At 70.7% G+C, this 12745-nt stretch carries 8 protein-coding genes and 1 tRNA gene; all 9 read left to right on the top strand.

Annotated elements, in window-relative coordinates:
- Positions 1–269: 269 nt before the first annotated feature.
- Entirely contained in the window at positions 270–1853 is a 1584-nt protein-coding gene (gene dnaA / locus TBIS_RS00010) for a chromosomal replication initiator protein DnaA (protein WP_013130271.1), read from the top strand.
- A 536-nt stretch (positions 1854–2389) separates the two neighbouring features.
- The gene (dnaN, locus tag TBIS_RS00015) at positions 2390–3526 is read left to right on the top strand and encodes a DNA polymerase III subunit beta (protein ID WP_013130272.1); all 1137 of its coding nucleotides are present in this window, start codon (positions 2390–2392) and stop codon (positions 3524–3526) included.
- Between the two features lie 110 nt (positions 3527–3636).
- A complete protein-coding gene (gene gnd, locus TBIS_RS00020) occupies positions 3637–4581 on the top strand; it encodes a phosphogluconate dehydrogenase (NAD(+)-dependent, decarboxylating) (RefSeq protein WP_013130273.1) in 945 nt (314 codons plus the stop codon).
- A 137-nt stretch (positions 4582–4718) separates the two neighbouring features.
- Entirely contained in the window at positions 4719–5924 is a 1206-nt protein-coding gene (recF, locus tag TBIS_RS00025; protein WP_013130274.1) for a DNA replication/repair protein RecF, read from the top strand.
- A complete protein-coding gene (locus tag TBIS_RS00030; protein ID WP_013130275.1) occupies positions 5914–6465 on the top strand; it encodes a DciA family protein in 552 nt (183 codons plus the stop codon). Before recF ends, TBIS_RS00030 begins: the two co-directional genes overlap by 11 nt.
- Positions 6466–6960: 495 nt before the next feature.
- Entirely contained in the window at positions 6961–8904 is a 1944-nt protein-coding gene (gyrB, locus tag TBIS_RS00035) for a DNA topoisomerase (ATP-hydrolyzing) subunit B (protein ID WP_013130276.1), read from the top strand.
- 28 nt (positions 8905–8932) lie between these two features.
- Entirely contained in the window at positions 8933–11437 is a 2505-nt protein-coding gene (gene gyrA, locus TBIS_RS00040; RefSeq protein WP_013130277.1) for a DNA gyrase subunit A, read from the top strand.
- A 91-nt stretch (positions 11438–11528) separates the two neighbouring features.
- A complete protein-coding gene (locus TBIS_RS18395) occupies positions 11529–12353 on the top strand; it encodes a DUF3566 domain-containing protein (protein ID WP_013130278.1) in 825 nt (274 codons plus the stop codon).
- A gap of 150 nt (positions 12354–12503) precedes the next feature.
- A tRNA-Ile gene (locus TBIS_RS00050) sits at positions 12504–12577 on the top strand.
- Positions 12578–12745 lie beyond the last annotated feature (168 nt).

Below are 12745 nucleotides of genomic sequence, written 5' to 3' on the forward strand. Positions count from 1 at the left end.
GTCTTGAAGGCGGGCTGCGCGCCCCGCTACTGTCGTTCGGCCCCGGCCTTCTCTTCATCTCAGCGCTCGTCATCGGCGCTGGCGCGCCCGGGTGGCGCGACCTGCGCCGGCGCGTCCGGGAAGCGCCTGGGCAAGGGACGTGCGGGGGCCGCGTACCGCCAGGCGGATCCGGTTGCGGATCCCTCGGGGGCCGCCCGCGAACGGGTGATGGACGGCGAACGGAACGCCGAGAGCGGCGGGACCGCGGTGAAGGGAGGAGGGGCCGAGCCATGGAAGGCGTGGATCTCGACGCTGTATGGGCTCGGGCGCTCAGAACCCTGCTGGACGAGGGCGTGTCCGGGCAGCAGCGCGCGTTCCTCCAGATGACCCAGCCATCCGGGCTGATCAACGACACGATCCTGCTGGCCGCTCCCAATGACTTCGCCAAAGAGGTCATCGAGGTACGGCTCCGGCCGCTGATCGCGCACGCGCTGGCGCAGGAGCTCGGGCGGCCGGTGCGCATCGCCGTCATGGTCGACCCGAGCGCGGTCCCCGACGCCGGTGTGGACCGGCCCGACCGGCAGCCGATGACGCAGCCGGGCCAGACGGGATATCCACAGCACCGCCCGCAGACGCAGCCCGGTTTCTCCACAGGGCTCACCACCGGTTCCCCAGGTCTCGCCACGGGTGGGGAGAGCGCGGCACGGCATGAGGCCGGGCCGTACTCGTCCTCGGTCCCGCGGCCCGGCGGGCTCGCGGGCGAGCCGCGGCCCGAGCCCAGGCCCGAACCGGCGCACCAGCGGTGGGACAGCCGGCCGAGCCGGTCGTCCAGTGAGCCCGCCCGGCTCAACGCGAAGTACACCTTCGAGACCTTCGTCATCGGGGCGAGCAACCGGTTCGCCCACGCCGCGGCCGTGGCGGTCGCCGAGGCGCCGGCGAAGGCGTACAACCCGTTGTTCATCTACGGCGACTCCGGCCTGGGCAAGACGCACCTGCTCCACGCGATCGGCCACTACGCGCAGAGCCTCTACGACGGCGCCCGCGTGCGGTACGTGAGCTCGGAGGAGTTCACCAACGAGTTCATCAACTCGATCCGCGATCACAAGGCGGACGAGTTCCGCGCGCGGTACCGCGCAGTCGACATCCTGCTCGTGGACGACATCCAGTTCCTGGAGGGCAAGGAGCAGACCCAGGAGGAGTTCTTCCACACCTTCAACACCCTCCACAACGCCAGCAAGCAGATCGTCATCTCCAGCGACCGCGCCCCCAAGCAGCTCGTGACGCTGGAGGACCGGCTGCGCAACCGCTTCGAGTGGGGCCTGATCACCGACGTCCAGCCGCCCGAGCTGGAGACCCGCATCGCGATCCTGCGGAAGAAGGCGGTCCAGGAGGGCCTCGCCGCGCCGCCCGAGGTGCTCGAGTACATCGCGAGCCGGATCTCGACGAACATCCGTGAGCTCGAGGGCGCCTTAATCCGGGTCACGGCGTTCGCCAGCCTCAACCGGCAGCCTGTGGACATCGAGCTCGCCGAGATGGTCCTCAAGGACCTGATCAGCGAGGAGTCCAGCCCCGAGATCACCATTTCGCTCATCATGTCGACGACGGCCGAGTACTTCGGCGTCTCGATCGACGACCTGTGCGGCAGCTCCCGCTCGCGGGCCCTCGTCACCGCGCGTCAGATCGCCATGTACCTCGCCCGTGAGCTCACCGACCTGTCCCTCCCCAAGATCGGCCAGCAGTTCGGCGGCCGGGACCACACCACCGTGATGCACGCCGAGCGGAAGATCCGTTCGCTCATGGCGGAGCGGCGCTCGATGTACAACCAGGTCAACGAGCTGACCACCCGCATCAAGCAGCGTGCGCGCAACGGTTGATACACACCCTGTGGATATCTCTGTGGACTGATCCTTCCTGCTGTGATCGCGCCGTTCGCCCGGCTCCCGGCCCGCCCATTACACCCAATCGGCATCCACAGGTGGGGATGGTCCTGGGGAACTCTTGGGGATTGCCTGAGGAAGGCTTGGGGAAGACTCGTGGATGACCTGGGGACGCCCTGTGCGCAGCCGATTCGGCGCCGCGATCTCCCGTCATCCACCCGTGGACAACCGGTGGAAATCCCGTGGATGACTCGTGGACGAGAGGGCGCCGGCCCGGGGATGCGCTGTGGGGACGGCGCGCCGGTACACAGGAAGCCGCGCTCGTCCACCGCTTCCCGCACACCGCCGGTGGACAGAGAACCCGCCGTGAGCTGGGAGGATATCGGCCATCCACATATCCACCGGTCCTACTTAAGATGACGTGCTTTCTCTCTCCCAGATTGAACGAAGAACCATAGAAGGGCTGCCGGAGGCACCGAGGTGCGGGAGAGTGAAGCCTTGACGATGCAGCGACACCCAGGAGGCTGATCCACGTGTTGTTCCGGATCGACCGCGACCAGCTCGCCGAAGCCGTGGCGTGGACGGCGCGCAGTCTTCCCACCCGGCCGTCGATGCCGGTGCTCGCCGGCATGCGGCTGGAGGTCACCGACGACCATCGGCTGAAGCTCTCCGGCTTCGACTACGAGGTGTCCGCGGAGGTCACCCTCGACCTGGAGACCGGGGAGCCCGGTGTGGTGCTCGTCTCCGGCAGGCTCCTGGCCGAGATCACCAGGGCGCTCCCCGCCCAGCCGGTCAACTTCACCCTCGACGGGGCCAAGGCGGTCGTCACCTGCGGCAGCACCCGGTTCACCCTCCTCACCATGCCGGTGGAGGACTATCCGTCGCTCCCGGTCATGCCCCCGGCCGCCGGGCGGGTCGGCAGCGACGTGTTCGCCTCGGCCGTCGCCCAGGTCGCCGTGGCGGTGGGCAAGGACGACACCCTGCCCATGCTCACCGGGGTGCGGATGGAGATCGAGGGCGATCTGATCACGCTCGCCGCCACCGACCGCTACCGGCTCGCCGTGCGCGAGCTGAAGTGGGAGCCGGCGCAGCCCGGCCTCCAGGCGGTCGCCATGATCCCGGGCCGTACGCTCGCCGACATCGCCAAGGCGCTGGGCGGCACCGGCGCCGAGGTGGAGATCGCGCTCAGCTCCGGCGGGACCGGCGAGGGGATGATCGGGTTCTCCAGCGCGGGGCGGCGCACCACCACCCGGCTGCTCGATCCGGAGTTCCCCAAGTACCGCTCGCTCCTGCCCACCGAGTTCAGCGCCCGCGCCGACGTGGCCACGAGCGCGTTCGTCGAGGCGGTCAAGCGCGTCGCGCTCGTCGCCGAGCGGAACACCCCGGTGCGGCTCACCTTCCGCGGCGGCGAGGTGGTGCTGGAGGCGGGCAGCGGCGACGAGGCCCAGGCGGTGGAGGTGCTCCCGGTCGACTTCGAGGGGGACGAGATCACCATCGCCTTCAACCACCAGTACCTGCTGGACGGCCTCGCCGTGCTCGACTCGGATGTGGCGCGGATGCAGTTCACCACGCCCACCAAGCCGGCGATCATCACGGCCGGCAAGCCCGCGGGTGAGGAGGCGGCCAGCGACTACCGCTACCTGATCATGCCGATCCGCCTGTCGAGCTGAGCCTCGCCCGGTGCGCCGCGGCGGGCATGGTCCGGTCCGGTACGGGTACGCGCCCCTTGCGAAGACGTACACAGGTTTTCCCCAAAAACTGTGGATAAAGGGGGCGCGGGATGCAGATCGGCATGGTCGGGCTCGGCAAGATGGGCGGGAACATGGCCGAGCGGCTCCGCCGCGGCGGGCACGAGGTGGTCGGCTACGACCGCAACCCCGCGATCAGCGACGTCGGCAGCCTCCGCGAGCTCGTCGACCGGCTTCAGGCGCCCCGCACCGTCTGGGTGATGGTCCCGGCCGGTGACCCGACCAGGACGACGATCGAGCGCCTCGGCGAGCTGCTCTCGGCCGGCGACCTCGTGGTCGACGGCGGCAACTCGCACTACCGGGACGACCAGGTGCACGCGGACCGGCTCGGCGCCCGCGGGATCGGGTTCGTCGACGTGGGCGTCAGCGGCGGGGTCTGGGGGCTGCGCGAGGGCTACGCGCTCATGGCCGGAGGCGCCCCCGAGCACATCGAGCGCCTCATGCCGATCTTCACGACCCTCAAGCCGCCGGGGGAGGACGGGTTCGTCCACGCGGGCAAGGTGGGCGCGGGCCACTTCGTGAAGATGGTCCACAACGGCATCGAATACGGCATGATGCAGTCCCTCGCCGAGGGGTGGGAGCTCCTCGAGGCGAGCGATCTCGTCACCGACGTCCTCGCCACCTTCCGGAGCTGGCGCAGCGGGACCGTGATCCGCTCCTGGCTGCTGGAGCTGCTCGTCCGCGCGCTCGAGGAGGACCCGCACCTGTCCGAGCTGAAGGGCTACGCGGAGGACTCCGGCGAGGGCAGGTGGACGGTGCAGGCCGCGGTCGAGCACGCGGTGCCCCTCCCGGCCATCACCGCGGCGCTGTACGCCCGGTTCACCTCCCGCCAGGCCGACTCCCCCGCGATGAAGATGATCGCGGCGCTGCGCAACCAGTTCGGCGGTCATCCGGTCGCCTCGGCCGAGGGCCAGACCGGCAAGGGGGCCGACTCCCCCGGCGCGGACGTCATCCCACCGGCCGAGGCCGAGCGCTGAGCCCGCCGGGCCGCGCGGGCGCCGGTTTTCCACAGCCCGCGGGCGGGTGTGCACACGTCCCGGGGCCGCGCCGTACGCTCCCGGCATGCCGTGCGCGAGGGTGCCGGAGGGCCCGCACCGGGTAATAGCCTTGCCACGTGTACGTGGCGAGCCTGTCCCTCACCGATTTCCGGTCGTACGCCGGGGTCGAGCTGGAGCTCGAGCCCGGGGTCTCGGCCTTCATCGGGGCGAACGGGCAGGGCAAGACCAACCTGGTCGAGGCGCTGGGGTACGTGGCCACGCACACCAGCCACCGGGTCGCCACCGACGCGCCGCTGGTCCGGCACGGCGCGCAGCGGGCGATCGTCCGGGCGGCCGTGGTCCGGGACGGCCGCCGGGCGCTGATCGAGCTGGAGATCAACCCGGGCCGCGCCAACCGCGCCAGGGTGAACCGCGCCCTGATGCCCCGGCCGCGGGACGCGCTGGGGCTGCTGCGGACCGTGCTGTTCGCCCCCGAGGACATCGCCCTGGTCAAGGGGGATCCGGCGGAGCGGCGCCGGTACCTGGACGAGCTCCTCATCGCCCGCGCGCCCCGGTTCGCCGGGGTGCGCGCCGACTACGAGCGGGTGCTGCGGCAGCGCAACGCCCTGCTCCGCTCGGCGGCCGCGGCCCGGAGCGGCCGGCGCGGCGCGCGCCGGGCGGAGGACGAGGCCGCGTTCGCCGCGATCGGCGCCGGTGACGTGCTCGCCACGCTCGACGTCTGGGACGCCCACCTGGTACGGCACGGCGCGGAGCTGACCGCGGCCCGGATGGAGCTGGTCGACGCGCTCCGCTCGCTCACCGCCAAGGCGTACGCCGCGCTCGCCCCGTCCTCCGGAGCGGTGGATCTGGAATACCGGAGCGCGGCTGTGGACGCTGCGGCCGCGGCGCCGTCCACAGGCGGTCCCGGGGGTGGGGATCGCCGCGAGGCCGTGGCCGAATGGCTGCGCGCCGCGCTCGCGCAGGCCCGCCAGGCGGAGCTGGAGCGCGGCGTGACCTTGGTCGGCCCGCACCGGGACGACCTGCTGCTCACCCTCAAGGGCATGCCCGCGCGCGGGTACGCGAGCCACGGCGAGGCGTGGTCGTTCGCGCTCGCCCTCAGGCTCGCCGCCTACGAGCTCCTCCGCGCCGACGGCGGCGACCCGGTGCTGATCCTCGACGACGTCTTCGCCGAGCTCGACCACGACCGGCGCCGGCGGCTCGCGGAGATCGTCGCACCGGCCGAGCAGGTGCTGATCACCGCGGCGGTGCCGGACGACGTTCCGGACGAGCTCAGCGGTGCCCGTTTCGACGTGACCGGGGGGTGCGTGACCCGTGTCCGATGAGACCCCGGAGGTTCCCCGTTCCATCGGCGAGGGACGGCAGTCGCCGGCAGCGGCGGCCGCCCGGGGCGCCGCGCTGGCGCGGGCGAAGCTCGCCGAGGCCAAGGCCGACGCGGCGCGGCGGGGGCGGCTCCCCCGGACCGAGCCGCGGCGGGACGGCGGCGCCCGGCCGCAGCCGCGGGGCTCCGGCGATCCGCAGCCGTTCGCCCGGGCGATCCGCGAGCTGCTCGCCGCCCGGGGGTGGGAGCGGCAGGCCGCGATCGGCGGGGTGTTCGGCCGCTGGGCGGAGATCGTCGGCCCCGAGCTCGCCGCGCACACCCGGCCGGTGAGCTTCGCCGACGGCGAGCTGGTGGTGGCCACGGACTCGACCGCGTGGGCCACCCAGGTGCGGCTGCTCGCGGGCACGCTCGTCCGGCGGCTCAACGAGGAACTCGGCGACGGCACGGTCGCCCGGGTCAAGGTGCACGGCCCCGGCACCGGGCCGCGCCCGGCGGGCCCGCTGCGGGTGCGCGGCGGCCGCGGCCCGCGCGACACCTACGGCTGAGCCCACGCCACCTACGGCTGAGCCCGCGCCGCACCGCGGCGGCGCGAGGGCCGGTCTTCGCCTCGACGGTGGCAGTGCCGCTCCCGGGCCCGCACCGCGGCGGCACGGGGCCGAGCAGCCGGCGCCGCCCGCCGCCGGGCCGGGCCCGCGCCCGTATCGGTGGGAGCCCCACCCGTACCCGCGGAAGCCGTACCGGGCCCCGAAATCGCGTCTGAGGCCCGGAATGCCGCCCCGCGTAGGGCCTGTCGCTTCCGCGTTCTCCATGCGACAGGGGCATCTCAGCCGCTGTCAATGCCCCTTGGGGTCAATCTCAACGGTAGAATGACTATGGACTTAACGAAGACGTCCGGTTTGCGTCACCCGGGCCCGGCGGGCCATGAACTCCCCGATCTCCCTGGGTGAGCGCATCGGGGCACTCACGACGGTGACGGGCACGGCAGAGGTAGCCATTTCAGGGGGCCACCGCCGCGTGTCCGCGGCAGGAGGATTCAGCACTTGTCCTACGACGCTAGCTCTATCACCGTTCTCGAGGGCCTGGAAGCGGTCCGCAAGCGCCCGGGGATGTACATCGGATCTACGGGTGAGCGCGGCCTGCACCACCTGGTGTACGAGATCGTCGACAATGCGGTCGACGAGGCACTCGCAGGGCACAACGACCGCATCGACGTGACCCTGCTCGCCGACGGCGGTGTCCGCGTCGCGGACCGCGGGCGGGGCATCCCGGTCGGCATCGTCCCCTCCGAGGGACGGCCGGCCGTCGAGGTCGTGTTCACCGTGCTCCACGCGGGCGGCAAGTTCGACCGCAAGTCCTACGCCGTCTCCGGCGGCCTGCACGGGGTCGGCGCCTCGGTCGTCAACGCCCTGTCCAAGCGGCTCGAGGTCGAGGTCCGCACCGACGGGCACGTCTGGCGGCAGTCGTACGTCCAGGCGAAGCCGACCGGGCCCCTGCAGAAGGGCGAGCCCACCGACGACCACGGCACGACGGTCACCTTCTGGCCCGACGAGACCATCTTCGAGACCACCACCTGGAACTTCGAGACGCTCTCGCGCCGGTTCCAGGAGATGGCCTTCCTCAACAAGGGTCTGACGATCACCCTCACCGACGAGCGGCCGGAGTACATCAACGGCGAACCCAAGGTGGTGACGTACCACTACGAGGGCGGTCTCGCCGACTTCGTCACCTACCTCAACTCCAAGAAGGAGCCGATCCACGGCTCGGTCATCTACTTCGAGGAGCACGGGGACGGGATCTCGGTCGAGGTCGCCATGCAGTGGAACGCCTCGTACACCGAGTCCGTCTACACGTTCGCCAACACGATCAACACGGCCGAGGGCGGCACCCACGAGGAGGGCTTCCGCGCCGCGCTGACCAGCGTGGTCAACCGGTACGCGCGCGAGCAGCGGTACCTCAAGGAAGGCAAGGACGACAACCTCACCGGCGACGACGTCCGCGAGGGCCTCGCCGCGATCATCTCGGTGAAGCTCGCCAACCCTCAGTTCGAGGGGCAGACCAAGACCAAGCTCGGCAACACCGAGGCGAAGTCGTTCGTCCAGAAGGCCTGCAACGACCACCTGCGCGACTGGTTCGAGCGGAACCCGGGCGAGGCGAAGGAGATCATCAACAAGGCGATCCAGGCCTCCCGCGCCCGGATCGCCGCCCGGCAGGCGCGCGATCTCACCCGGCGGAAGTCGCTGCTGGAGAGCGGCTCCGGGCTGCCCGGCAAGCTCGCCGACTGCCAGTGGTCGGATCCGGAGAAGTGCGAGCTGTTCATCGTCGAGGGCGACTCGGCCGGCGGCTCGGCCAAGGGCGGCCGCGACCCCCGGTTCCAGGCGATCCTGCCGATCCGGGGGAAGATCCTCAACGTCGAGAAGGCGCGGATCGACAAGGTCCTCCGGAACAACGAGATCCAGGCGCTGATCACGGCGCTCGGCACCGGGGTCCACGACGACTTCGACATCTCGAAGCTCCGGTACCACAAGCTGATCCTGATGGCCGACGCCGACGTCGACGGGCAGCACATCACCACGCTCCTGCTCACCCTGCTGTTCCGCTTCATGCGTCCGCTGATCGAGGCCGGCCACGTCTACCTCGCCCAGCCGCCCCTCTACAAGATCAAGTGGGACCGCAAGGGCGAGGATGCCTCGTACGCCTACTCGGACCGGGAGCGCGACGCGATCATCGAGGCCGGGATCGCGCAGGGCAAGCGGGATCCGCGGCTCCACGACGGCGTGCAGCGCTTCAAGGGTCTCGGTGAGATGAACGCCTCCCAGCTCTGGGAGACCACGATGAACCCGGAGACCCGGATCCTCCGGCAGGTCACCCTCGACGACGCCGCCCAGGCGGACGAGCTGTTCAGCGTCCTCATGGGCGAGGACGTCGAGGCGCGCCGCCAGTTCATCATTCGCAACGCCCGTGACGTCCGCTTCCTTGACGTCTGAGCGAGCCCCTAGGCAGTAAGGACTTTCCGTGACCGAAGTGAACACTCCGCCTGGCCCGCCCGCCGATCGCATCGAAGTGATCGACCTCCAGGCCGAGATGCAGCGTAGCTACATGGACTACGCGATGTCGGTCATCGTGTCCAGGGCGCTGCCGGATGTACGTGACGGCCTCAAGCCCGTGCACCGCCGCGTGCTGTACGCGATGTTCGAGGGCGGGTACCGGCCTGATCGCGGTTACTTCAAGAGCTCGCGCATCGTCGGCGACGTCATGGGCTCCTACCACCCCCACGGCGACGCCTCGATCTACGACACGGTGGTACGGCTCGCGCAGCCGTGGTCGCTGCGTTACCCGCTCGTCGACGGCCAGGGCAACTTCGGCTCCCCGGGCAACGACCCGGCGGCGGCCATGCGGTACACCGAGAGCCGCATGGCGCCGATCGCCATGGAGATGCTCCGGGACATCGACAAGGACACCGTCGACTTCCAGCCGAACTACGACGGGCGGTCCCGGGAGCCGGTGGTCCTGCCGTCCCGCTTCCCCAACCTGCTGGTGAACGGCTCGTCCGGCATCGCGGTCGGCATGGCGACGAACATCCCGCCGCACAACCTCCGCGAGACCGGCGAGGCGGTCCAGTGGGCGCTCGAGCACCCCGAGCTCAGCGACGAGGAGCTCCTCGAAGGGCTGATCGAGCGGATCAAGGGCCCGGACTTCCCCACCGGCGCGCTCATCGTCGGCAGGCGCGGGATCGAGGAGGCCTACCGGACCGGGCGCGGCTCGATCATCATGCGCGCGGTGGTCGAGCTGGAGGAGGACGCCAAGGGGCGGCAGTGCCTGGTCGTCACCGAGCTGCCGTACATGGTCAACCCGGACAACCTCGCGCTCACCATCGCCGAGCTGGTCCGGGAAGGCAAGATCTCCGGCATCGCGGACGTCCGGGACGAGAGCTCCTCGCGCACCGGCCAGCGCCTGGTGATCGTGCTCAAGCGGGACGCGGTGCCGAAGGTCGTCCTGAACAACCTCTACAAGCACACGCAGCTCCAGACGACGTTCGGCGCCAACATGATCGCGCTGGTGGACGGCGTCCCGCGGACGCTGCGGCTGGACCAGTTCGTCCGGCACTACATCCGGCACCAGATCGACGTCGTCGTCCGCCGCACCAGGTTCCTGCTCCGCAAGGCGGAGGAGCGCGCCCACATCCTGCGCGGCCTGCTCAAGGCGCTGGAGCGGATCGACGAGGTCATCGAGCTCATCCGGCGCTCCCCGTCCGCCACGGAGGCGCAGACCGGGCTGATGGCGCTGCTCGAGATCGATGAGGTGCAGGCGCAGGCCATCCTCGACATGCAGCTCCGCAAGCTGGCCGCGCTCGAGCGGCAGCAGATCCAGGACGAGTACGACGGCCTGATGGCGCAGATCGCCGACTACAACGACATCCTCGGCTCGGAGATGCGCCAGCGGCGGCTCGTCTCGGAGGAGCTCGGCGAGATCATCGCCAAGTACGGCGACGAGCGGCGGACGAAGATCACGGCCTACGAGGGCGACATGTCCGAGGAGGACCTGATCGCCGAGGAGGACGTGGTCGTCACCATCACCCGCGGCGGCTACGCCAAGCGCACCAGCATCGACGCGTACCGGGCGCAGCGGCGCGGCGGCAAGGGCGTGCGCGGCGCCCAGCTCCGCCAGGACGACATCGTCGAGCACTTCTTCGTCACCTCGACCCACCACTGGCTGCTCGCCTTCACCAACAAGGGGCGGGTCTACCGGTTCAAGGCGTACGAGCTGCCCGAGGCCGCCCGGGACGCCCGCGGCCAGCACCTGGCGAACCTGCTCGCCATGCAGCCGGACGAGCACGTCATGGAGATCCTCTCGCTGCGGAACTACGACGAGGCGCCGTACCTGGTGCTCGCGACCCGCAGCGGCATGGTGAAGAAGACCCGGCTGGCCGAGTACGACTCGCCGCGCTCCGGCGGCCTGATCGCCATCAACCTGCGCGACGACGACGAGGTGATCGCGGCGCGGCTCGTCTCGGAGGAGGACGACCTGCTGCTCGTCTCCAAGAACGCGCAGGCGATCCGGTTCAAGGCCACCGACGAGGTGCTCCGCCCGATGGGCCGGGCCACCGCGGGCGTGATCGGCATGCGGTTCGCCGAGGGCGACGAGCTGCTCGCCATGGAGGTGATCCGGGACGGCGACGAGGAGGTGCTCGTCGCGACCGAGGGCGGGTACGCCAAGCGCACCCCGGCCGATCAGTACCCGGTTCAGGGCCGTGGCGGTAAGGGAGTGCTGACCGCCAAGATCGTGCAATCGCGTGGCAAGCTCATCGGTGCCATCATGGTGCGTCCCGAGGACGAGGTCTTCGCGATCACGTCCAACGGCGGGGTGATCCGGACCAGGGCGGCCGAGATCAAGCGGTCGGGCCGCCAGACCATGGGGGTGCGGTTGATGCACCTCTCGGAAGGTGACAGTCTTGTCGCCCTCGCCCGGAACGCCGAGTCGTTGAACAACGAGGAGAACGGGGCAGGAGACGGGGTATGAGCGAGCGAAGCCGTGAGCGCGCCGGCCTCCGCGCGCCACGTCGCGCACCATGGACCGGATCCGATCCCGGGCCGCTAGTCGAGGACGAGTCATGAGCGAGACCGGCAAACCGCGGACGCCCGGCGCACCCGTGGAGGGCGCGGCACGCCCGGCGTCGTCGTCGAAGCAGGATGCGGTGAGCGAGGCCAAGGGCGTCACCGGCGCCACGTCGGCCTCCGCCAAGGCGGCACCTGCCGATAAGGCCACCGAGACGGTCCGCGTCCGTCCGCCGGCGGCGGACCGGAAGTGGCAGGGAGAGCCGGCCAGGAACGGCGGCGAGCCTGCGGACGGTGCCAGCGGCACCGAGTCGACCGCGGTCTACCCGAGGCCCTCGTTCGACCGGCCGGTGGCCTCGGGCGGTTCGCCCACGCCCGGCGCACCTCCCGCGGGGCCCGCACCGGCCAGGTCCGGGGCGGACGGCGCGGCGCAGCAGGGTCAGCGCCCGGCCGCCTTCGGCGCCGCCGAGAGCCAGGCGGCGGGCCAGAAGAGCAACCGCACCCCGCGGCGGGCGCACCTCGTGGTGCGCCGGATCGAGCCGTGGTCGGCGATGAAGTTCAGCTTCATCATCTCCCTCGTCGCCTTCGTGGTGCTGTTCGTCGCGGTGGCCGTGCTGTACGGCGTCCTGTCGTCGCTCGGCGTCTTCTCGACGATCATCGACACCGTGACCCAGCTCACCGGCAGCGGGGAGAACGGCCAGCAGCCCGTGTTCGACATCGCGAGCTGGTTCGACCCGGTGCGGATCCTCGGCTACACCGCACTGGTCGGCGCGGTGAACGTCGTGCTCATCACCGCCCTCTCGACGATCGGTGCCGTGATCTACAACCTGTCGGCCGAACTGGTCGGCGGTATCGAGGTCACGCTCACCGAGTCCGAGTGACCCGCGTACGGCTGCCGCGGGAGCGCGGTGGCCGTACGAAACGGGCCGGGAGAGCACGATCAGGTGTCCGGATGCGGTACGCTTTACCCAGTGCGAGGACCGATTCGCCACCGGCGACGGAATACGGTAACGTTCCTACCGCACGGACAGGGGGCTATAGCTCAGTCGGTTAGAGCGCTTCCCTGATAAGGAAGAGGTCTCTGGTTCAAGTCCAGATAGCCCCACTTCGAGGAACGCCCCGGACGGCACAACCCGGGGCGTTTCGCTGTTCCGGGCACCTGCGTTCGGGTACGGCAGGCGGGCTCGGGCACTCCCCTGGTGGATCCGCCGCCCTGCCGGGCGCTCCCGCCGATCGATGGCCGTCGGCCGTCACGTCCCCGGATGCGTCCCAC

This window comes from Thermobispora bispora DSM 43833, assembly GCF_000092645.1.
Lineage (GTDB): Bacteria > Actinomycetota > Actinomycetes > Streptosporangiales > Streptosporangiaceae > Thermobispora > Thermobispora bispora.